The following is a 21,070-nucleotide window of genomic DNA, read 5'->3' as shown; positions in this document are numbered from 1 at the left end:
AGTAAAGGCGTTTGAACGCTGCCGGGGTACTACGAACGCCTGCCCGGCCCGGCGGAACTGGCGGAATCCTACCCATGTTATTGGATAACACATGGGGGTTATTGACTAACACGTGAGGTCATATCTTGTTGGCCACAAGATTACGACAAACGACCGGGTAACGCGTTTGTCTGGCAACACGGCGAACCGGCGACAATCCTGAAGCGCAGGCGCCATACTACCACCGCGACCTGCGGTAAGAAGGAGCAAGAATATGAAACTTTTGATAGCAGCAGCGACGACTGTTCTGGTTGCATCTCAGGCATTTGCCGGCTCGTACGAGGTAAGATGCGAGACAACGAAGGTGCCGTACCAGGAAACCGTCAAAGGCGGGACTCCCGAGAAAGTTATCGGCGGGGCGATTATCGGCGGGGTGCTCGGGAAAGTCGTGACAAAGGAAAATGCCGGCGCTGCCGCTGGTGCTATCATCGGCGGAGCCGTCGCCAATGAAACGAGCAAAAGGACCGTCACCAAATACAAAGACGTCGAAACCTGCACGAACGTTTTCATTCCCGAGCGCGTCACGGATGAGGAAACGCTTCGACAGACCTTGCTGGATCTGAACGACGGCAAGTCGGTCAGCAAGGAAATGATCATGGACGTGCAGTATACGATCGGCGTCGGCCATGACGGAAAATGGGGACCAAGGTCCAAGCTGGCCGCCGAGAAATACCTGGCAGACCTGGCGCCCGACGCGCCGCTGTATTCGCTGGTGGTCAATGATGTGGTCATCGTCAGCTCGGCCGACGCCAGTGCGATCGATCAGATCAAGCAGGCCCTGCTTGAAGCAGGTGTCGATTCGCACATCTTTGTCGATTTGCAGCAATGAATGTCGGCGGCGCTACTCCGCGTAGCGCCGCCTGCGACCGTCGGAAGAATTTTCCAAACCGCGGTACAGCCATTCGCCGCAGGTAAATTGAATATCCGCTAGGGGCCGTCTCGTTGGTTGGCGCGGTTGTGGCTACCCGAATTTTGAAAAGTCCGCTTCCTGTGCTTAGCTGCCTTTGTGCGATACCCCAGCGACCTCCCGCTTCCCCCCTCACAACCGCCCCTTCTCATACAGCCGCCGCAGCGCGCCGCAGGTGTCGTCTGTGGGGGTGAGGCAGACGGATTTGCCGCGCTTTTCGCACTTCGGCGCGGCTTGGGGATACCGGGACGGCGGAAATGGCGGATGGATAAAGCGGCAACGCCACTCGTCAAGAGCGCCCAGCCGCGGTCGGGCTCGGCTCGGCCAAACCGATTGACCGGACGCGCCCCGGTGGATGGCACCGGGGCACGCTGGATTTATTGCATGCGCAGGGCGCCGTCGATGCGGATGACCTCGCCGTTCAGGTAGCCGCATTCGCAGATGAAGCGCGCCAGCGAGGCGTATTCGCGCGGATCGCCAAGGCGGCGCGGGTTGGTCACGTCGGCGGCGAGCTGATCCTGCACTTCCTGCGGCAGGCCCATCAGCATCGGCGTCAGGAAGATGCCCGGTGCGATCGCCATCACCCGGATGCCTTCGCGCGCCAGGTCGCGGGCCATCGGCAGCGAGGTGGCGACGATGCCGCCCTTGGACGCGGCATAACCGGCCTGGCCCTTCTGGCCGTCAAAGGCGGCGACCGAGGCGGTGTTGATGATCACGCCGCGCTGGTTGTCGTCGCTGGGATCGTTCTTGGCCATTTCGGCGGCGGCCAGGCGGGCGACGTTGAAGCTGCCGATCAGGTTGATGTTGATGATGCGCTGGTAATGTTCCAGGCTGTGCGGCCCATTCTTGCCCAGGGTCTTTTCGGCGGTGCCAATGCCGGCGCAATTGACGGCGGTGTTGATCTTGCCCATCGCCTTGACGGCGGTGTCGATGGCGTTCTGGACCGAGGCTTCGCTGGTCACGTCGGTTTCCACGAAGGTGCCGCCGATTTCCGCGGCGACCTTTTCGCCCTGTTCGGCGTTGCGGTCCAGCAGGGTCACTTTGGCGCCGGATTCGGCAAACAGGCGGGCGGTGGCCTCGCCCAGTCCCGATGCTCCTCCGGTGATCACGGCGCAGGTATCTTTCATAAGCATTTTGGACGTCCTCTCTCGTCTAAATGAACAAGTGTTCAGTAATATGCGGGCAGGGCGCTTGTCAAAGCTGCTTTGCCCGGCGGAAACGGCCGATGACGGACATCTCGATGACCGTCAGGATGATGCGGTAGACGTGATGCAGCGTCACGATGGCGGGGTTGGCGTGCAGGCTGAGCGCGATCAGCGCCATTTCGGTGACGCCGCCCGGGGCGAAGGAAATCAACAGCGCATCGAAGGGCGCACCGGTGGCGCTGTGCAGCGCGGTGGCGCAGAGCGCGCCGAGGCCCAGCATCGCGGTCACGGAAACCACTGCCAGACCCGCCGCCACCACCATGGTGCGGCCCCTGAGCCCGGTGAAGCGCATGCCCAGCGATGTGCCGATCACGACCTGAGACAGGTTGATCGCCCATTGCGGCAGCGCCAGATCGGCAAGCCCGGTGACGGTGACGATGGCGGCAGCCAGCAGGGGACCGGTGAGTTGCGCCGCCGGAAGCTTGATCGCGGTGCCGATGAACAGCCCGGCCAGCCCGATGGCCAGCGCCAGCGGGATCGCCGCCGCGCTGGTGTCGGGGGCGGCCATCGACTGGCCCCCGGCGCTGCCCACCGGGGCGCCGTAATAGAGCGACAGGCCCAGCGGCACGATTGAGATCACTGCGATGATGCGCATGAATTGCTGCATGGTCAGGATCGGGATGTCGGCCCCGGCCTCTTCGCCGAGCGCCAGCGATTCCATCAGCCCGCCGGGGGTGCCGGAATAGAAGGCGGTGGGCCGGTCGTAGCCGCCCAGGTGGCGGAAGATGACGTAATTGACCCCGTGGGCGGCGAAGACGAAGCCGGTCAGCACCGTCAGGGATGCGATCAGCGACGGGATTTCCGCGATCAGGTCGGCATGCACCCGCGATCCGATCATCACGCCGATCAGCGCCATGAAGATCATGCGGAACTTCATCGGGAAACGGTAGCCTTCGGGCAGCCGGTCGCTGAAGAAGATGCCGATCAGGCCCGAGGCGACCAGGCTGCCGATCATGTAGGGCAGCGGCGTGTGGATCAGCGATGCGAGAAAGCCGCCGGCCCCGCAAAGGGCGGTCAGGATCAGCGTCTGCAGGGCGAGCTTGAGAAACATGCTGTCGGCTTGGTTTGAGCGTCGAATGTTATATGGCAGAACCAATTGCCGGGGGCAAGGCGGGTTGCGGGGTCTGCCGCAGCGTCGTTTGCCAGGCAGCGCGCGGGCCTATTTCAGCGAAACGCCCTTGTTCCACGGCATCAGCACCAGCATGCGGGCGATGCCGCAGCGGTCGAAGAATACGACCAGGATCATGCCGAGGAAGAGCAGAGGATAGAACCAGCCCATGCCCGGCAGCATCGCGATCAGCATGAAGGCAAGCCAGACCTCGCGCACCTGCACCGGGAAGCTGGTGAGGCTGCGGTCGCGGGCGATGAAATAGATCAGGTTGGCGACGCTCACCGCCAGGGCGGCGGTATAGCCCCAGGGCAGGCCGATCAGCCCCAGCCCGATCGCGGCGCAGATGATCGCCCAGAACCACCAGTCGAGCGTCTGGTATTTGATCGTGAGTTTCATCGTCCCGTCCCCCTGTCCGTTGTTCGGATTGACGGGGAGTTTAGCGGGAAAGCGCGGGGGGGACTTTGATTGGGGTCAACGCGGGGGCGGGGGGGCATGCCAAGCGGGGATTTGGATTTTCAGGAAATCTGGAGCGGGTAGCGGGAATCGAACCCGCGCGTTCAGCTTGGGAAGCTGACAGGCTACCATTACATCATACCCGCCTGTGCCGGATCAGGTATCCAAGAGCCGGGGCAACGTCAAGATGGCAAACGCGAAAATGCTCAGCCGCGCCGCCGCCTGCGCCGACCGCCGCTGCCGTCGCCGCCCGCGTTGAAGCTCACCTCGGGCAGGGGGGCGATGCGGGACAGTTGCGGGAACGGGTCGGTGGCGTGGGGGATCGCGTTGGCGGCGACGAAATGTTCCTGGAAGCGCGGCTCGATCGCGGTTTCGACCTTGGTGATCTGTCTGACCACCTGTTCGATCTCGGCCCGCGCACCCGCGTTGCACAAAGCGATGCGCGCGCCGGTGCCCGCCGCGTTGCCTGCGCTTTGCACCTTGTCCAAGGGCACGTCGGGGATCATCCCCAGCACCATCGCGTGTTTGGGGCTGATATGCGCGCCGAAGGCTCCGGCCAGCACCACCCGGTCGACGTGATCGACGCCCATTTCATCCATCAGCAGCCGCGCGCCGGCATAGAGCGCCGATTTGGCCAGCTGGATGGCGCGGATGTCGGATTGGGTGACGGTGATCAGCGGGCCGCCTTCGGCGCTGCCGTCCCAGATCACGTAGGAATGGGTGCGGCCCTCGGGGATGCACCTTTCGGTGCCGGTCTGCTCGGCCGACCCGATCAGGCCGGAGGGGTCGAGGAGGCCCGCCATGCGCATTTCCGCCACCGCCTCGATGATGCCCGAGCCGCAGATGCCGGTGATGCCGGTGTTTGCGGCGGCCTCGGTGAAGCCGTCCTCGTCCGACCACATGTCGAGCCCGATGATGCGGAAGCGCGGCTCCTTGGTTGCCGGGTCGATTTCGATCCGTTCGATGGCGCCGGGGGCGGCGCGCTGGCCGGAGCTGATCTGCGCCCCCTCGAAGGCGGGGCCGGTGGGGGAGGAACAGGCCAGCACGCGGCTCTCGTTGCCCAGCAGGATTTCGGCGTTGGTGCCCACATCGACGACCAGCACGAGGTCCTTGGATTTATGCGGCTGTTCGGCCAGAGCCACGGCGGCGGCATCGGCGCCCACATGGCCCGCGATGCAGGGCAGGATATAGGTTTGGGCGCTGGGGTTCACGGTGGTGAGGTCGAGCGCGGAAGCGGGCAGGGTGAGCGCGTCGGAGGTGGCCAAAGCGAAGGGCGCCTGGCCCAGCTCCACCGGGTCGAGGCCCAAGAGCAGGTGATGCATGACCGGGTTGCAGACGAAGGTGGTCTCGAAGATCAGGGCGGGGTCGATATTGGCCTCGGCGGTCAGGGTCTGGATGAGGCCGTTGAGCGCCACGCGCACGGCCTCGGTCATTTCGCCCGCGCCGCCGGGGTTCATCATCGCGTAGGAGACCCGGCTCATCAGGTCCTCGCCGAAGCGGATCTGCGGGTTCATCACGCCCGACGAGGCCAGAACGTGGCCGTCGGCGAGATCGCACAGGTGGGCCGCGATGGTGGTGGAGCCGAGATCGATGGCGAGGCCGTAAAGCCCGGCGTCATGGAAGCCGGGCCAGATGTCCAAAAGCTGCGCCGGGCCGCCGCGATGATCCTGGAATAGCGCCACGGTGCCCTGCCAGTTGCCCTTGCGCAGGGCGCTTTGCAGTTTCGCCAGCACGGGCAGGCCGGCGCGCAGGTCGGCGACCTGCCATTGGTCCTTCAGCGCCTGTTTCAGACGTTCCAGATCGCCGGTCGGGTCGTGCATGTCGGGTTCGGGGACCTCGACGAAACAGGCGCGGGTGGCCGGGTCCATGGTGATCGGGCGGGCGTCGGCGGCCTTGCGGATGACCTGTTTGTGGACCTGGCTTTCGGGCGGCACGTCGATGACCACATCGCCCTGGATCGTGGCCTGACAGCCGAGGCGGCGGCCTTCTGTCAGCCCGCGTTTGTCCTTGTAACGCTGTTCGACGGCGTTCCAGTCGGACAGGGCGCCGGGGCGGGCGGTGATACCGTGTTTGGGGAAATCGCCGAAGGCGGGGGTGACCTGGCAGCGCGAACAGATGCCACGGCCGCCGCAGACGGAATCGAGATCGACGCCGAGCTGGCGTGCGGCGGTCAGAACGGGGGTGCCGACGGGGAAGCGGCCGCGCTTGCCCGAGGGGGTGAAGATGACGAGGGGATCGGTGGTCATTGCTGGGCCATGGCTTGTTCGCGTGCGCTCAGCATAGGCGGTGATGATCCGCGCGGGTGGCGATGAGCGGCAGTTCAGGGTCGGGGCGCGTCATTTTTCGCGGCGGGGGCGGAATTTGGCGGAAGAAAACGCGACGTGCGATTGGACGTTTACCCGGCCCCAAACAGCGGCGTATGCGCCGCCGGTCAGCGCCCGACCGCAATCGGGCGCTCCTTTGTCGGCTCAGCGGAACCCGCGCGTGTGGAAGATGAAGCCCAGCGTGTTGAGCAGCACCTGCGCGGCAAGGATCGCGGTCGATCCGGTGGGGTCGTAATCGGGCGCGACCTCGACTAGGTCGATGCCGATCACCTCGTGGTCGCGGGCGACCTGCTGCAGGATTTCCAGCACCTCGTAATAGAGGAAGCCACCGTGGCTCGGCGTGCCGGTGCCCGGTGCGATCGAGGGGCAGAAGCCGTCGATATCGATCGTCACATAGACCCGCGCGCCTTTCGGGATGCGGGTCGCCACGCCCTCGGCCCCCAGCTTGCGCGCCTGGCGCACCGACAGGATGTCCGATCCCATCGCGCGGGCGTCGTCGTAGCCTTCCTTGGCGGTCGAGGACACGTTGCGGATACCGACCTGGGTCAGGCCCGTCACATAGGGTTTTTCCGCCGCGCGGCGCATCGGGTTGCCGTGGCCGAAGCGCACCCCGTGGCGTTCGTCGACGAAATCGAGATGGGCGTCGATCTGCAGGATGTGGAAGGTGCCCTGATCGTCGAAGGCGTTGATGCAGGGGATGTTGACCGAATGATCGCCGCCGATCACCACCGGCAGGGCCTTGGCCTTCAGCGCCGCGCGCACGGCGGTTTCGATGTTGGCGTGGCTTTTCATCGTGTCCGTGTGGACGATATCGGCGTCGCCCATATCGGTGATCCGCACCGATCCGGGCAGGTAGGTGGCATCGTCTTCGTGATCGTAGGCCCCGGCATGGCCGAAGCTGAACAGCGTCGAGGCCTCGCGCACCGAACGCGGGCCGAAGCGCGCGCCGGAACGCCACTGGGTGCCCGCGTCGAACGGCGCGCCGATGATCGCCACGTCGGTGTCGAGAGCGTCCCAATCGGGCTGATAGGGCCGCTTGCCGAAGGTGGAAATCCCGACGAAGGGCAGATCGAGCCGCCCGCTTTCATATCCGTGTGCCATGCTGGTATCCCTGTTTTTTCCTGATTTTTTTAAGGGAGCTTGGTCCGATTGCGCGGCAGAGGCAAGCCCCCCGCGCGGGCGTCACCTGGGCGCGTTGATCGGGCGGTTCAGCGTCCAGTCGAAGGTGCCCGTGTCGCGTTCGCGCACCGCCTGTTTCCAGCCCGTTTCCTCGGCCCTTGTCTTGAAATTGATGCCCTCGGGCGAATGGCGGGTGATGCCGTCGAAGATCGTGGCAAGGCGTTGGGTGTTCATCATGCCGGTCTGTTCAACGGCCTGGTTGATCACCATCTTCTGCATCGCCAGCTGGTTGACCGGGACCGAGGCCATGCGATGCGCCATCTGCTCGACCGCGTCGTCCAGTTGATCGGCGGGGACGGATTTCAGGATCAGGCCCATCGCCTCGGCCTCCTTGCCGCTGATCTTGTCGCCGGTGAACAGCATCCGCTTGGCCTTTTCCAGCCCCAGCCGGTAGACCCACATCGCCGTGGTCGGGCAGCCCCAGACGCGGGCGGGCATGTAGCCGATCTGCGCATCGTCGGCCATGAACACCAGGTCGGAACACAGCGCGATGTCCGACCCGCCCGCCACCGCGAAGCCGTGCACCTTGCAGACCACCGGCTTCATCGCGTGGAACAGCGACATGAAGGCCTGGGTGTTGCGCCACATGAACTGGTAATCCTTGATCGGGTCCCAGGGCATCGGCTGGGTCACCTCGCCGCTGCCGTTGCCTTCGGCGTAATAGGTCAGGTCGTAGCCTGCGCAGAACGCATCGCCCGCGCCGGACAGGATCATCAGGTGCACGTCGGGGTCGTTATCGGCTTGGGCCACGGCGGCGGCCAGCAGTTGCGGCAGTTCGTCGTCGATGGCGTTCATCACCTCGGGGCGGTTGAGGGTGATGCGGGCGATGCGCCCGGTCTTTTCGTACAATATCTTGGTCATGGCTGGGTCCTCCCTGCCTTCAGCGTGGCGCAGGGGCCCGGGATTTCCAACCGCGAAGGGATTTGGTGACGCAGGGGAACGGTTTGGGCGCTTTGGGGCTTCCCTTTCGTGCTTATGCATGAGATAGGGACGTGCCAACACCGATCCCCATTTACCGGAGTCCCCAAATGGAAATTCGTGAGGCCCTTACCTTCGATGATGTTCTACTCGTTCCCGGTGCGTCCAGCGTTCTGCCCTCCACGGCGGAAACCCGGACCCGCGTGACCAGGTCGATTGATCTGAACATTCCGCTGCTCAGCTCGGCCATGGACACGGTGACCGAGGCGCGCATGGCGATCGCCATGGCGCAGGCCGGCGGCATGGGGGTCATTCACAAGAACCTGACGATGGACGAACAGGCGCAGCAGGTGCGCCGGGTCAAGCGGTTCGAATCCGGCATCGTCTACAACCCGGTGACGCTGCGCGCGGATCAGACGCTGGCCGATGCCAAGGCCTTGGTCGAGCGGTACAATTTCACCGGCTTCCCGGTGGTGGACGACCAGGGCAAGGTTCTGGGTATCCTGACCAACCGCGACATGCGGTTCGCGTCCTCCGACGCGACGCCGGTCAAGGCGATGATGACGGCGGAAAACCTGGCGATGCTGGCGGAGCCGGCCGATCTGGAACAGGCCAAGAACCTGATGAAGGAACGCCGGATCGAGAAGCTGCTGGTGCATGACGGCCAGGGCAAGCTGACCGGTCTGCTGACGCTGAAGGACACCGAAATGGCGGTGCTGAACCCGACCGCCTGCAAGGACCACCTGGGCCGGCTGCGGGTCGCGGCGGCGTCGTCGGTGGGCGATGCCGGTTTCGCCCGCTCCGAGGCTCTGATCGACGCGGGCGTGGATATCGTGGTGGTCGACACCGCGCATGGCCATTCGGCGGGCGTGATCGAGGCCGTCAAGCGGATCAAGGCGCAGTCGAATTCGGTGCAGGTGATCGCCGGTAACGTCGCCACCGGCGACGCGACCCGCGCGCTGATCGATGCCGGGGCGGACGCGGTCAAGGTCGGTATCGGGCCGGGGTCGATCTGCACCACCCGGATGGTGGCGGGCGTCGGCGTGCCGCAGCTGACCGCGATCATGGATTGCGCATCGGCGGCGGGCGACGTGCCGGTCATCGCCGATGGCGGCATCAAGTTTTCCGGCGATTTCGCCAAGGCGATCGCGGCGGGTGCGTCCTGCGCGATGGTCGGTTCGATGATCGCGGGCACCGATGAGAGCCCGGGCGAGGTGATCCTGTACCAGGGCCGGTCGTTCAAGTCCTATCGCGGCATGGGCAGCCTTGGCGCGATGGCGCGCGGCTCGGCCGACCGCTATTTCCAGAAGGACGCGGCCAGCGACAAGCTGGTGCCGGAAGGGATCGAAGGCCAGGTGCCCTACAAGGGCTCGGCGGGTGCTGTCATTCACCAGCTGGTCGGCGGTCTGCGCGCGGCGATGGGCTATACCGGCTGCGCCACGGTGGCGGAGATGCGGCAGAACTGCAATTTCGTGCGCATCACCGGGGCCGGTCTGAAGGAAAGCCACGTGCATGACGTGCAGATCACCCGCGAAAGCCCGAACTACCGGATCGGCTGATGACGGCGTTCTATGACAGCACGGCGGGGCGGCTGACCTGCCTGACCGACGGCGCGGCGAGCTTCGCGCCGGAGATCTTCGCCGATCTGCCGGTGGCGGATCAGAACGCCTTGCTGTCGGCGGCGGGCGAGGTGGAAATCCGCACCGAATTCAACTGCTTCGTGCTGGAACAGCCTGGCGCGGCGCCGGTGCTGATCGATGCCGGCGGCGGCGCCCTGATGGGCGACAAGGCTGGGGCGTTGGCGGGGCTGCTGGCCGATAAGGGCATCGCGCCCGAGGCGGTCGGGACGATCATCTTCACCCATCTGCACCGCGACCATGTCGGCGGGGCGTTGGACGGTGACAAGCCGGTGTTCCCCAATGCCGAGGTTGTCATGCTGGATATCGAAAAGGACTTCTGGCAGGGCAAGGCGGATCAGCCCGGCGGCATGTTGATCGCCGCCTATGCGGGGCGCATCCGCACCGTGTCCGATGGCGATGACATCCTGCCTGGCGTGCGCGCCTGGCACCTGCCCGGGCACACGCCGGGGCATATGGGGCTGCGGATCGGCGATGACCTGGTGGTGGTGGCCGATATCCTGCATGCCGAGCTGCTGCAATTGCCGCATCCCGAAGTGTCGCCGATCTATGACACCGATGGCGCGCAGGGCGCTGCGACGCGCCGCGCGGCGCTGGAAGAGATTGCCGATAACGGCCTGGTCTATGTCGGCGGCCACCAGCTGGGGCCGCAGAAATTCGGCCGCTTGCGCCGCGCGGGTCCTGGTTTCGAGAAGACCGCACCATGACGCCAGCCGCCCGTATCCAGGCCGCGATCGAGATCCTTGACCGGGTGTTGGACGGCGAAGCGGCAGAAAAGGCGCTGACCGGCTGGGCGCGGCGGTCGCGCTTTGCCGGGTCGAAGGACCGCGCGGCGATCCGCGATCACGTGTTCGACGCGATCCGCTGCAAGCGGAGCTTTGCCGCGCGTGGCGGGGCGATGACGGGCCGGGGCCTGATGATCGGGCTGGCGCGGGCGCAGGAACTGGATACCGACGCGCTATTTTCCGGCGAGGGCCATGCGCCCGCGCCGCTGAGCGAGGCCGAGGCGGCCGCGGGCCACGCGCCCGAAGGCGCCGAGGCGCTGGATATTCCCGATTGGCTGGAACAGACCTTCCGCGACAGCCTGGGCGATCAGGCCGAAGCGGTGGCGGCGGTGCTGCAATCGCGCGCGCCGGTGATGCTGCGGGTGAACCGGCGCAAGGCCGACATCGCGCAGGCTCAAACGAGCCTGAGCGGGGAAGGCATCGAGACCCGCCCGGCGGAGATTTCCGACACCGCGCTGCTGGTCACCGAGGGCGCGCGCAAGGTGTCGAACAGCGCGGCGTTCAAATCAGGGCTGGTGGAGCTGCAGGACGGCGCCAGCCAGGCGGTGGTCGATGCTTTGCCGCTGGCCGACGGAATGCGGGTGCTGGACTACTGCGCCGGCGGCGGCGGCAAGACTTTGGCAATGGCCGGACGGGCGCAGGGGCGGTTTTTCGCTCATGACGCGAATGCCGGGCGGCTGGTCGATCTGCCCGCGCGGGCCAAGCGCGCCGGGGTCAAGGTGCAGCTGCTGGAGCCGGGCAAGGTCGAGGGTCAATTCGACCTGGTACTGTGCGACGTGCCCTGTTCGGGCAGCGGCAGCTGGCGCCGCGCGCCGGATGGGAAATGGCGGCTGAGCGCGGAAAATCTGAGCGAATTGAACGGGATACAGCAGTCCATCCTGGAAGAGGCGTGCGGTTTCGTCGCCCCCGGCGGGGTGCTGGCCTATGCCACCTGTTCGGTGCTGTCTTGCGAAAATGGCGCCCAGGTCGACGGTTTCCTGTCGCGCCATGCCGAGTGGCGCGAGACCCTGCGCAAGCAGTGGCTGCCGGGGCCCGAGGGCGACGGGTTCTTCCTGTCGGTGCTGACGCACGGCTGATTGGCCGCAGCCCTGAATTGAATTACCATAGTGATTAATCACTGATTAACGCCTTTCCGCGCCTAATGCGTGGGAAGAAAGGTAAACGAGTCTGTTTTGACCCAATCGGTTTTTACATCGGACCGGCTGACCGGTGGCGGCACGCGGCGCCGGGGGCTGTGGCTGGTGCTGGTAGCCCTGGCCCTGCTGTGCCTGCTGGGGGCGTGGCGGCTGGGGCCGTCGGTGCCCGGGCTGGCGCTGGTGGCGGTGGGGGCGACGATCCTGTCGGTGTTCGTGTTGACCGGGCTTTGGCAGGTGATCCGGGCGCGGCAGCGGTCCGGCCTGCTGGCCCGGATGGCGGGGTTTCTGGAACACGATGTCGCCGCCAGCCTGGTGGTGGATGATGTTGGCCGGGTGGCATATCTGAACCGCACCGCGCGCGCGCGGTTCCATCCCCATGCCCCGGTCATGGTCGCCGACATCCTGCAGGACGTGTTCGCCAATCCGTCCTCGGTGGTGGCGCGGCTGCAGGCGCGGGCGCGCGAGGCCGACAATGCCAGCGAGGATATCGTCACCCGCAAGGGCCATGTGCGGCTGAGCGTGCACCGGCTGGACCCCGAGGGCTTCCTGTGGCGGATCGAGGAAATCGGCCTGGGCCCGGCGCGGGCGCATAGCGGGTCGGGATTGCCGATGCTGACGGTGGGACGCGGCAACACGATCCTGTTCATGAACGACGCGGCGCGCGATTTCGCCGGCGAACGGGCGCGCAGCCTGGTCAATGTCTTCCCCGAACTGCCGCTGAAGAACGGCGGCTTCAACCTGGCGCTTTCGGTCGATGGGCCGCGCAACTGCCTGGTCCACGAGGCCGAACACTCGGCCGGGCGGCGCGAGGTCTATTTCCTGCCGATGACGCAGGAGGAACAGGTGGTCGAGGCCGCCAACGCGGCCTTCGACGCGCTGCCGGTGGCGGTGCTGCGGCTGGGCCGGGACGGGCAAATCCTGCGCTCCAACCGGTTGGCGCGGCGGCTGTTGTCGATCGGCGAGGAGGCCACGGCGACGCTGCCGCAGCTGGTCGAGGGGCTCGGCCGCCCGATCGCCGATTGGCTGGCCGAGGCGGCGGAGGGCCGGGGCGTGAAGACCTCGGAATTCCTGCGGGTGAAGGAGGCCGAGGGCGAGGTGTTCGTGCAGATCTCGCTGAACCGGGTGGAAGAGGCGGATGGCTATGCTCTGATTGCGGTTTTGCATGACGCGACTGAAATGATGAATCTCGAAGAGCAATTCGTGCAAAGCCAGAAAATGCAGGCCATCGGCGAATTGGCGGGCGGGATCGCGCATGATTTCAACAACTTGCTGACCGCGATCAGCGGTTATTGCGACCTTCTGCTGCTGCGCCACGAAGACAGCGATCCCGATTATGCCGACCTGGTCCAGATCAGCCAGAACGCCAACCGGGCGGCGGCGCTGGTGGGGCAGCTGCTGGCGTTTTCGCGCAAGCAGACGCGGCGGCCCGAAGCGATCGACATCCGCGACGCGCTGGCCGACCTGGCGCATCTGCTGAACCGGCTGGTGGGCGAAAAGATCGAGCTGGCGGTCGAACACGATCCCGATCCGTGGAACATCCGGGTCGACAAGCGGCAGCTGGAACAGGTGCTGATGAACCTTGTGGTCAACGCCCGCGACGCGATGCCGGAGGGCGGCGAGATCCGGATCGAGACGTCGAACCGCAGCCTGACCGAACCGAAGCTATGCGGGCGGGTCGAGGTGCCGGCGGCCGATTACCTGAAGGTGACGGTGACCGATCACGGCTGCGGCATCCCGCCGGAGCGGCTGCAGAAGGTGTTCGACCCCTTCTTCACCACCAAGCGGGCGGGGGAAGGCACCGGGCTGGGCCTGTCCACCGTTTACGGCATCGTCAAGCAGAACGGCGGCTATGTCTTCGCCACCAGCGAGGTCGGGGAGGGCAGCACCTTCACCCTGCTGTTCCCGGTCTGCCATGCTGCGCCCGCCGAGGCCCCCGCGCCGGAGGCGGCGGCGCGGCTGCCGGTGCCGGCCGGGGACGGGGTGATCCTGCTGGTCGAGGACGAGGCGCCGGTGCGCGCCTTCGCCGCCCGGGCGCTGCGGCTGCGCGGCTTCACGGTGATCGAGGCGGGCAGCGCCGAGGAGGCGCTGGAGCTGCTGCAGGATGCGGAACTGCCGGTGCATCTGTTCGTCACCGATGTGATCATGCCGGGGCTGAACGGGCCGACCTGGGTGCGCGAGGCTCTGAAGACGCGGCCCGAGGCGCGGGTGGTCTTCGTGTCGGGCTATGCCGAGGATGCGCTGGACGACCACAAGGGGGCCATCGCGGGATCGGTATACCTGCCGAAGCCGTTTTCGCTCAATGAGCTGATCGACACGGTGCAGATGCAGTTGCAGTAAGCGCGGGGGCGCTAGCGCCGCGCGCCGGACAGGATGGTCAGCACCTGTTTCACCGGTCCCGGGATCGCCTGTTCGCCCTGGCCGACGATATCGCTTTTGCCGTCGGCGATGGCCTTGGCCTCGCTCACGTCGCGCAGGCTGGCGCCGCTGTCCTGAATGGCGGCAAGGCTGTTGTCGTCGATCGGTCCGAGGATTTTCTCGAGGCTTTCGCGCGATATGGCGGGCATTGCGGGCTCCGTTTTTGCGGGGTTTGCGGGTCGAATCCGGGGGACATCTGCGGCGCATTGTTACGCCGCGCCGGGCGCGGCGCCGTTGATGCAGGTCAATGCGCCGTTGCGCCCCGCATGATAGCCAGAACCGGAAGTTGAACAGGGTCGGACAGGGAAGGGAGATCGACATGACAGCGGAAGCGACCGGTACGGAAGAAAAGGTGATGGTCATCAATGTGCCCGAGGCGGTCGGCGTGTTCGACACGTTCGAAAGCCTCCAAGCGGCGTTTTACGACCTGCGCAGCGTCGGGTTTCACCATTCCGACATCAGCCTGTTGGCCAAGCAGGAGGTGCTGGAGGACAAGCTGGGCAAATCCTACTGGCAGGCGCCCGAGCTGGAAGACGATCCGCACGCGCCGCGCGCCATCTTCGTATCCGAGGAAGCGATGGGCGAGCTGGAAGGCGCCATCGCAGGCGGGTTTTTCTTTGTCGGATCGTATATCGCGATGGCGGCGATGCTGACCCCGGTGAGCACGCTGGCCGCATCGATCGCGGCGATTGCCATCGGCGGCGGCCCGGCGGCGGTGATCGGCACGCTGCTGGCGCGCCGCGCGGCCAAGGCGCATCAGGATTATTACAGCAACCAGATCCAGCATGGCGGCATCCTGATGTGGGTGCGCACCCGCGACAAGGACCGCGAGGCGCTGGCGGTGAAGATCATGCAGGGCCATTCGGGCCGCGACGTGCACGTGCACGACTGGAGCGAATAGAAGAGAGGGCCCGAGCGCGCGCTCGGGCCACGCGCCGCTCAGCCGCCGATACTGTCCCAGAGGGCGAATTCCTCGGCCCTGGCCTGGCGCAGGGTCTTTTCGGCCTGCGGCGACAGCGACAGCTCCATCCGCGGCGACACGTTTTCGCGCGGCAGGTCGAGTTTCAGCGACAGCCGGTTTTCCAGGAACGCGATCAGCCCGGCCTGGTCTTCGTAGCGGAACAGGTGGTCGATCGCGGTGCCGTTGGGGCGCGGTTCGAGGAATTTATACTGGCTGCCGACATTGGCGAAGCTGGGCGGCTTGTCCTGGCAATAGGCCAGCACGAAATCGTCGAAGCTGACCGCGTGGGTCGAATTGGGCTTGCCCTCCATGAAGGGGCGGCGGCGATAGCGGTACCAGCTGCCCAGCCAATCGACCGGTTCGCGCATCACCGCGAGGGTTTCCATGTCCGCCTTGCAGGCCTTTTCGAACATCGGCCGGAAGAACCGGTTATAGCGGTAAAGCGGCGCGTGTTTCAGCTCTGGCGGGTCGGAAATTACCATCGCCGCCACCGGCGCAAGCGCCTTTTCATAGGCGGTGGTGCCGGTTTTCGGGACCGAAAGAAAAACAAGTTTTTCCTTCCAGAACATCAGCATAACGTGTTCTCCGCCTGTTGGGTTCGGACCATGCCGCCCGATTAAACCATTCCTTAACCTAAACGGTCAAATCTGGATATGTAAAATTTTTGATTGCAATGTTCTTGTTTTGATCTCATAAACGGAAATGAGAACAAGGGCGGAACATTCGGGCCGATCTCAGGCCGAGTTCAAGGTGATTGCCGCCCCGTTGCGGGTGTGGGATAAGGGACCGGAAAAATGGCAATGGCAGATCTTCTTTCGATGGACAACAAACGCAACGCGGACAAGCAGAAGGCGCTGGACAGCGCCCTGGCCCAGATCGAACGGCAGTTCGGCAAGGGGTCGATCATGAAACTGGGCGGCGAAAACGCCGTGCAGGAGATCGAGGCGACCTCGACCGGGTCGCTGGGCCTGGATATCGCGCTTGGCATCGGCGGCCTGCCCAAGGGCCGGATCATCGAAATCTACGGCCCGGAAAGTTCGGGCAAGACCACGCTGACGCTGCATTGCGTCGCCGAGGAACAGAAGAAGGGCGGCATCTGCGCCTTCGTCGACGCCGAACACGCGCTGGACCCGCAATATGCCAAGAAGCTGGGCGTCAACCTGGACGAACTGCTGATTTCGCAGCCCGATACCGGCGAACAGGCGCTGGAAATCGTCGACACGCTGGTGCGCTCGGGCGCGGTCAGCATGGTGGTGGTCGATTCGGTCGCCGCGCTGACCCCGAAATCGGAACTCGAAGGCGACATGGGCGACAGCAATGTCGGCGTGCAGGCCCGCCTGATGAGCCAGGCGATGCGCAAGCTGACCGGGTCGATCAGCCGCTCGAACTGCATGGTGATCTTCATCAACCAGATCCGGATGAAGATCGGCGTGATGTTCGGCAGCCCGGAAACCACCACCGGCGGCAACGCTCTGAAATTCTACAGCTCGGTGCGGCTGGACATCCGCCGCATCGGCGCGATCAAGGACCGCGACGAAGTGGTCGGCAACGCCACCCGCGTCAAGGTGGTCAAGAACAAGGTGGCGCCGCCGTTCAAGCAGGTCGAATTCGACATCATGTATGGCGAAGGCATTTCCAAGACCGGCGAGCTTCTGGACCTGGGCGTCAAGGCTGGGGTGGTGGAAAAATCCGGCGCCTGGTTCAGCTATAACGACGAACGGCTGGGCCAGGGGCGCGAGAACGCCAAGCAGTTCCTGAAGGAAAACACCGACGTGGCACTGGAGATCGAGGACAAGATCCGCGCCGCCCACGGGCTGGAATTCGAAATGACCCGCGACGAGGGCGACGATATCCTCGAAGCCTGATCCGGGTCACCGACCTGTCTGTTTTATGAAGCCGCGCCCCGGGGATGCCCCGGGGCGCGGTTTTCGTTTCGGGGGCTTGAATGTGGCGGCCGCGTCCGGCTGGGCGGGGCGCGCCCGAGCGCGCGCTCGGGCGCTGCCCGGCGGCGCGGCGGCGCCGCTTGCCGGGCAGGGGCCTGCCGCTTCGGGGGCGCGCCGATGAGGGACCGCTGCATCGGGCCAAAAGACCCCGGACCGGGTGCGATCCGGGCGCGCGGCCCTTCACTTGCTGTGGACATGGGCGGATCAGGGGGATAAATCACCCTGACCATTGTCTTGCCCGGAAAGACCCACCGATGCCCAGCCTTAACGAAGTCCGTTCGACCTTTCTGAACTATTTCGAAAAACAGGGACATGAAGTCGTGCCTTCGAGCCCGCTTGTCCCGCGCAACGACCCGACGCTGATGTTCGTCAATTCCGGCATGGTTCAGTTCAAGAACCTGTTCACCGGGGTCGAACACCGCGATTACAAACGTGCCACCACGGCGCAGAAATGCGTGCGGGCGGGCGGCAAGCACAATGACCTCGACAATGTGGGCTACACCGCGCGTCACCATACCTTCTTCGAGATGCTGGGGAATTTCAGCTTCGGCGATTACTTCAAGAAGGAAGCGATCCCGTTCGCCTGGGAACTGGTGACCCGCGAATTCGGCATCGACAAGAGCCGGCTTCTGACCACCGTCTATCACACCGATGACGAGGCCTTCGAGATCTGGAAAAAGGTCGGCGTGCCGGAAGACCGGATCATCCGCATCGCCACCTCGGACAATTTCTGGCAGATGGGCCCGACCGGCCCCTGCGGCCCGTGCACCGAGATTTTCTATGACCACGGCGACCACATCTGGGGCGGCCCTCCGGGTTCGCCCGAGGAAGACGGCGATCGTTTCATCGAAATCTGGAACGTCGTTTTCATGCAGAACGAACAGTTCGAAGACGGCACCATGCGCGAGCTGGACATGCAGTCGATCGACACCGGCATGGGGCTGGAACGGATCGGCGCGCTGCTGCAGGGCAGCCATGACAATTACGACACCGACCTGTTCAAATACCTGATCGAGGCCAGCGCCAACGCCACCAACGTCGACCCGTATGGCGATCAGAACGTGCATCACCGGGTGATCGCGGATCACCTGCGCTCGACGTCGTTCCTGATCGCCGACGGGGTGATGCCCAGCAACGATGGCCGTGGTTACGTGCTGCGCCGGATCATGCGCCGGGCGATGCGCCACGCGCACCTGCTGGGCGCCAAGGACCCGGTCATGCACCGGCTGGTGCCCGCGCTGGTCACCCAGATGGGCGACGCCTATCCGGAACTGCGCCGCGCCCAGGCGCTGATCGAGGAAACGCTGCAGCTGGAGGAAACCCGGTTCAAGCAGACGCTGGATCGTGGTCTGAAGCTGCTGGACGACGAGGTCGCTGGGCTGAAAGAAGGCGATGCGCTGCCGGGCGAGGCGGCGTTCAAGCTTTACGACACTTACGGTTTCCCGCTCGACCTGACGCAGGATGCGCTGCGCGAAAAGGGTCTGGGCGTCGATACCGACGGGTTCGATGCCGCGATGGAAGAACAGAAGGCCAAGGCGCGCGCCGCCTGGGCCGGGTCGGGCGAAGCGGCCGACGCCACCATCTGGTTCGATATCGCCGAACATAAGGGCGTGACCGAATTCCTGGGCTACGACACCGAAACGGCCGAGGGCCAGATCGTGGCGCTGATCAAGGACGGCGCACAGGTCGACAAGGCCGCGAAGGGCGACAGCGTGCAGATCGCCGTCAACCAGACGCCGTTTTACGGCGAAAGCGGCGGCCAGGTCGGCGATACCGGCCTGCTGAAAACCGAAAACGGTGCGGCCCGGATCACCGACACGAAAAAGGCCGCCGGCGTCTTCATCCATTTCGCCGAAGTGACCGAGGGCGAGATCGCCAGCGGCGAAGGTGCGGTGCTGGAAGTGGATCACGCGCGCCGCTCTGCCATCCGCGCCAACCACTCGGCCACCCACCTGCTGCACGAGGCTTTGCGCGAAACGCTGGGTGATCACGTGGCGCAGCGCGGCTCGCTCAACGCGCCGGACCGGCTGCGGTTCGATTTCAGCCATGCCAAGGCGCTGTCTGATGCCGAGCTGAGCAAGGTGACGGCGGACGTCAACGCCTTCATCCGGCAGAACACGCCGGTGGAGACGCGGATCATGACGCCGGACGATGCCCGCGCCATCGGCGCGCAGGCGCTGTTCGGCGAAAAATACGGCGACGAGGTGCGGGTCGTGTCGATGGGGCGGGCCGATACCGGCAAGGGCCAGGGCGGCGATACCTATTCGCTCGAACTGTGCGGCGGCACCCATGTGAAACAGACCGGCGATATCGGCATGTGCGTGATCCTGGGCGACAGCGCGTCGAGCGCCGGCGTGCGCCGGATCGAGGCGCTGACCGGGCAGGCGGCGCTGGATTACCTGCACGACCAGGCCGGGACGCTGGCGACGGTGACCGCGGCGCTGAAGGCGCAGCCTTCGGAAGTGGCCGAGCGTGTCGATGCGCTGCTGTCGGAACGCAAGGCGCTGGCCAACGAAGTGGCGCAGCTGCGCCGCGAACTGGCCATGGCCGGCGGCGCCGGGCAGGGCGCGGGCCCCGAGGCGAAGGACATCAACGGCGTCAAGTTCCTGGCCCAGGTGTTGACCGGCGTGTCGGGCAAGGACTTGCCGGCGCTGATCGACGAACACAAGGCGCGGCTGGGATCGGGCGCGGTGCTGCTGATCGCGGATACCGGCGACAAGGTGGCGGTGGCCGCGGGCGTGACCAAGGACCTGACCGACAAGGTGTCGGCGGTCGATCTGGTCAAGGCGGCGGTGCCGGAACTGGGCGGCAAGGGCGGCGGCGGCCGCCCCGACATGGCGCAGGGCGGCGGCAAGGATGTCGCAAATGCCGACGCGGCGATCAAGGCGGCCGAAGCGACCCTGTGATTTCGACCGGATGGTCAAAAATGGATCGACGTCATTGCCGAAATGCGTATGCTTTGCGGCAATGACCGATCTGACCCAAGGGAGAACTGACATGGGCGCGCTCTGGATTGCACATGTGACCGTCACCGACGCCGAAGCCTACGGCAAATACGCCGAACTGGCCGGCCCCGCCATCGCCAAGCATGGCGGCGAATTCATCGCCCGCGGCGGCCGTTTCGTGCAGCTTGAAGGCCGCGAACGCCCGCGCAACGTGGTGGCGCGGTTTCCCGACGTGGACACCGCCGTCGCCTGCTATCACAGCCCCGAATACCAGGAAGCGCTGAGCCACGCGCGCGGCGCCTCGGAACGCGAACTGATGGTGGTCGAAACCTCCGAGTGATCTCACCCATCTTCTTCTGTTCATAAATATCCCGGGGGAGGCGTTGAAAATCCAAAGATTTTCAACGTCGGGGGCAGCGCCCCCTCACGCGCGCGGTAGCGCGCGTCCCCCTCCACGGGCAACTTTCGCGGGTCAATCCCTCGACAGCGTTTGCTGCCGCCGTTCGACCAGCAATTGGATGGCGTCGGCCAGGTGTTCCTCGGCGATGTTGTAATCGCCGCGGGCGACCCGGATCCGGTGCGCCTCGATCATCACGTCGGCATGCGAGCAGCCGAAGGGCGGTTCGAACCGGTAGCAGGCCAGCTCGATCAGGAAGCCCATCGGATCCTTGAAATAGATCGAATCCATGAAGCCCCGGTCCTTCACCCCGGAATGGCCGATGCCGCGTTCTTCCAGCCGGGTGACGGCCTGTGAAAAGGTCGCCCTGGACAGGTTGATCGCCAGGTGATGCACGCAGCCCGGATCGGTGGGCGTGCGCTTGGGATCGGGTTTGCGGGTCTCGTTGGTGAAGACGGTGATCAGCCGCCCGTCGCCGGGATCGAAATACAGGTGCCCCTCGTCGGGATTGTCCAGGTTGGGCTGCTCGAAGACGAAGGGCATGCCCAGCAGTCCTTCCCAGAAATCGATCGAGGTCTGCCGGTCGGCGCCGGTCAGCGTGATGTGGTGAATGCCCTGGGCCTGCAGCTTGCGCATGGTGTCTTCCTCCTGTTCCGGGGGCAGAGGGTAGCGTGGCGGCGGCGAATGGCAAAGGGGTGCCGTTCACGGCTGCGTG

Annotated in this window: 18 protein-coding genes and 1 tRNA gene; 9 read left to right on the top strand and 10 right to left on the bottom strand. The window is 65.3% G+C overall.

The window, feature by feature from the left end:
- Positions 1-253: 253 nt before the first annotated feature.
- A complete protein-coding gene (locus GR167_RS03615; RefSeq protein ID WP_160972078.1) occupies positions 254-868 on the top strand; it encodes a hypothetical protein in 615 nt (204 codons plus the stop codon).
- A gap of 455 nt (positions 869-1,323) precedes the next feature.
- Here GR167_RS03615 and GR167_RS03610 read toward each other — a convergent pair whose 3' ends face one another.
- The 7 genes from GR167_RS03610 to GR167_RS03580 form a co-directional block, all read right to left on the bottom strand.
- Positions 1,324-2,079 carry a 3-hydroxyacyl-CoA dehydrogenase gene (locus tag GR167_RS03610; protein WP_160972077.1) on the bottom strand — a complete coding sequence of 252 codons (756 nt, stop codon included), beginning with the start codon at positions 2,077-2,079 and terminating at the stop codon, positions 1,324-1,326.
- Positions 2,080-2,140: 61 nt separating this feature from the next.
- Positions 2,141-3,202: an AbrB family transcriptional regulator gene (locus GR167_RS03605; RefSeq protein WP_160972076.1), complete on the bottom strand. Its 1,062-nt coding sequence runs from the start codon at positions 3,200-3,202 to the stop codon at positions 2,141-2,143.
- A gap of 108 nt (positions 3,203-3,310) precedes the next feature.
- Positions 3,311-3,658, bottom strand: a complete 348-nt coding sequence (locus GR167_RS03600) for a hypothetical protein (protein ID WP_160972075.1) — start codon at positions 3,656-3,658, stop codon at positions 3,311-3,313.
- A 129-nt stretch (positions 3,659-3,787) separates the two neighbouring features.
- Positions 3,788-3,861, bottom strand: a tRNA-Gly gene (locus GR167_RS03595).
- A gap of 60 nt (positions 3,862-3,921) precedes the next feature.
- Positions 3,922-5,961 carry an ASKHA domain-containing protein gene (locus GR167_RS03590; protein ID WP_160972074.1) on the bottom strand — a complete coding sequence of 680 codons (2,040 nt, stop codon included), beginning with the start codon at positions 5,959-5,961 and terminating at the stop codon, positions 3,922-3,924.
- Positions 5,962-6,183: 222 nt separating this feature from the next.
- Positions 6,184-7,140 (bottom strand): agmatinase, encoded by a 957-nt coding sequence (locus GR167_RS03585; RefSeq protein WP_160972073.1) that lies wholly within the window; start codon positions 7,138-7,140, stop codon positions 6,184-6,186.
- An 81-nt stretch (positions 7,141-7,221) separates the two neighbouring features.
- Positions 7,222-8,079, bottom strand: a complete 858-nt coding sequence (locus tag GR167_RS03580) for a crotonase/enoyl-CoA hydratase family protein (RefSeq protein ID WP_160972072.1) — start codon at positions 8,077-8,079, stop codon at positions 7,222-7,224.
- A gap of 167 nt (positions 8,080-8,246) precedes the next feature.
- Between GR167_RS03580 and guaB the strand changes: the two genes are divergently transcribed.
- The 4 genes from guaB (at position 8,247) to GR167_RS03560 (ending at position 14,031) form a co-directional block, all read left to right on the top strand.
- Positions 8,247-9,695 (top strand): IMP dehydrogenase, encoded by a 1,449-nt coding sequence (gene guaB / locus GR167_RS03575; protein ID WP_160972071.1) that lies wholly within the window; start codon positions 8,247-8,249, stop codon positions 9,693-9,695.
- On the top strand, positions 9,695-10,480 hold the full coding sequence (locus GR167_RS03570) for an MBL fold metallo-hydrolase (protein ID WP_160972070.1): 786 nt from the start codon (positions 9,695-9,697) through the stop codon (positions 10,478-10,480). Before guaB ends, GR167_RS03570 begins: the two co-directional genes overlap by 1 nt.
- Positions 10,477-11,634 (top strand): RsmB/NOP family class I SAM-dependent RNA methyltransferase, encoded by a 1,158-nt coding sequence (locus tag GR167_RS03565; protein WP_160972069.1) that lies wholly within the window; start codon positions 10,477-10,479, stop codon positions 11,632-11,634. The genes GR167_RS03570 and GR167_RS03565 overlap by 4 nt, the downstream gene beginning before the upstream one ends.
- 96 nt (positions 11,635-11,730) lie before the next feature.
- Positions 11,731-14,031, top strand: a complete 2,301-nt coding sequence (locus tag GR167_RS03560) for a hybrid sensor histidine kinase/response regulator (protein WP_160972068.1) — start codon at positions 11,731-11,733, stop codon at positions 14,029-14,031.
- An 11-nt stretch (positions 14,032-14,042) separates the two neighbouring features.
- Here GR167_RS03560 and GR167_RS03555 read toward each other — a convergent pair whose 3' ends face one another.
- Positions 14,043-14,258, bottom strand: a complete 216-nt coding sequence (locus tag GR167_RS03555; RefSeq protein ID WP_160972067.1) for a hypothetical protein — start codon at positions 14,256-14,258, stop codon at positions 14,043-14,045.
- A gap of 170 nt (positions 14,259-14,428) precedes the next feature.
- On the opposite strand from GR167_RS03555, the gene GR167_RS03550 reads away from it, so the two are divergent.
- Positions 14,429-15,010, top strand: coding sequence for a hypothetical protein (locus GR167_RS03550; protein WP_160972066.1), 582 nt, complete (start codon positions 14,429-14,431; stop codon positions 15,008-15,010).
- A gap of 38 nt (positions 15,011-15,048) precedes the next feature.
- On the opposite strand, the gene GR167_RS03545 is transcribed toward GR167_RS03550, so the two are convergent.
- On the bottom strand, positions 15,049-15,645 hold the full coding sequence (locus tag GR167_RS03545) for a gamma-glutamyl kinase (RefSeq protein ID WP_160972065.1): 597 nt from the start codon (positions 15,643-15,645) through the stop codon (positions 15,049-15,051).
- Between the two features lie 219 nt (positions 15,646-15,864).
- Here GR167_RS03545 and recA point away from each other — a divergent pair, with 219 nt between their 5' ends.
- The 3 genes from recA to GR167_RS03530 all read left to right on the top strand — a co-directional run bounded on the left by recA (position 15,865) and on the right by GR167_RS03530 (position 20,298).
- Complete coding sequence (gene recA, locus GR167_RS03540; protein WP_160972064.1) at positions 15,865-16,935, top strand: recombinase RecA; 1,071 nt, start codon at positions 15,865-15,867, stop codon at positions 16,933-16,935.
- Positions 16,936-17,267: 332 nt separating this feature from the next.
- A complete protein-coding gene (gene alaS, locus GR167_RS03535; RefSeq protein WP_160972063.1) occupies positions 17,268-19,919 on the top strand; it encodes an alanine--tRNA ligase in 2,652 nt (883 codons plus the stop codon).
- 91 nt (positions 19,920-20,010) lie between these two features.
- Positions 20,011-20,298, top strand: coding sequence for a DUF1330 domain-containing protein (locus GR167_RS03530; RefSeq protein WP_160972062.1), 288 nt, complete (start codon positions 20,011-20,013; stop codon positions 20,296-20,298).
- A 132-nt stretch (positions 20,299-20,430) separates the two neighbouring features.
- On the opposite strand, the gene GR167_RS03525 is transcribed toward GR167_RS03530, so the two are convergent.
- On the bottom strand, positions 20,431-20,991 hold the full coding sequence (locus GR167_RS03525; protein WP_160972061.1) for a VOC family protein: 561 nt from the start codon (positions 20,989-20,991) through the stop codon (positions 20,431-20,433).
- Between the last annotated feature and the right edge of the window lie 79 nt (positions 20,992-21,070).

It is taken from the genome of Thalassovita mangrovi (genome assembly GCF_009857745.1).
Lineage (GTDB): Bacteria > Pseudomonadota > Alphaproteobacteria > Rhodobacterales > Rhodobacteraceae > Thalassobius > Thalassobius mangrovi.
This window is presented reverse-complemented; position numbering and strand designations above follow the sequence as displayed.

Bases quoted from the DNA above. Each gene is read 5' to 3' on its own strand.
- GR167_RS03580 (WP_160972072.1), bottom strand. From the start codon at position 8,079: ATGACCAAGATATTGTACGAAAAGACCGGGCGCATCGCCCGCATCACC.
- GR167_RS03605 (WP_160972076.1), bottom strand. From the start codon at position 3,202: ATGTTTCTCAAGCTCGCCCTGCAGACGCTGATCCTGACCGCCCTTTGC.
- GR167_RS03525 (WP_160972061.1), bottom strand. From the start codon at position 20,991: ATGCGCAAGCTGCAGGCCCAGGGCATTCACCACATCACGCTGACCGGC.
- GR167_RS03550 (WP_160972066.1), top strand. From the start codon at position 14,429: ATGACAGCGGAAGCGACCGGTACGGAAGAAAAGGTGATGGTCATCAAT.
- GR167_RS03585 (WP_160972073.1), bottom strand. From the start codon at position 7,140: ATGGCACACGGATATGAAAGCGGGCGGCTCGATCTGCCCTTCGTCGGG.
- GR167_RS03565 (WP_160972069.1), top strand. From the start codon at position 10,477: ATGACGCCAGCCGCCCGTATCCAGGCCGCGATCGAGATCCTTGACCGG.
- GR167_RS03610 (WP_160972077.1), bottom strand. From the start codon at position 2,079: ATGCTTATGAAAGATACCTGCGCCGTGATCACCGGAGGAGCATCGGGA.
- guaB (WP_160972071.1), top strand. From the start codon at position 8,247: ATGGAAATTCGTGAGGCCCTTACCTTCGATGATGTTCTACTCGTTCCC.
- alaS (WP_160972063.1), top strand. From the start codon at position 17,268: ATGCCCAGCCTTAACGAAGTCCGTTCGACCTTTCTGAACTATTTCGAA.
- GR167_RS03590 (WP_160972074.1), bottom strand. From the start codon at position 5,961: ATGACCACCGATCCCCTCGTCATCTTCACCCCCTCGGGCAAGCGCGGC.
- GR167_RS03570 (WP_160972070.1), top strand. From the start codon at position 9,695: ATGACGGCGTTCTATGACAGCACGGCGGGGCGGCTGACCTGCCTGACC.
- GR167_RS03530 (WP_160972062.1), top strand. From the start codon at position 20,011: ATGGGCGCGCTCTGGATTGCACATGTGACCGTCACCGACGCCGAAGCC.
- recA (WP_160972064.1), top strand. From the start codon at position 15,865: ATGGCAATGGCAGATCTTCTTTCGATGGACAACAAACGCAACGCGGAC.
- GR167_RS03555 (WP_160972067.1), bottom strand. From the start codon at position 14,258: ATGCCCGCCATATCGCGCGAAAGCCTCGAGAAAATCCTCGGACCGATC.
- GR167_RS03615 (WP_160972078.1), top strand. From the start codon at position 254: ATGAAACTTTTGATAGCAGCAGCGACGACTGTTCTGGTTGCATCTCAG.
- GR167_RS03600 (WP_160972075.1), bottom strand. From the start codon at position 3,658: ATGAAACTCACGATCAAATACCAGACGCTCGACTGGTGGTTCTGGGCG.
- GR167_RS03545 (WP_160972065.1), bottom strand. From the start codon at position 15,645: ATGCTGATGTTCTGGAAGGAAAAACTTGTTTTTCTTTCGGTCCCGAAA.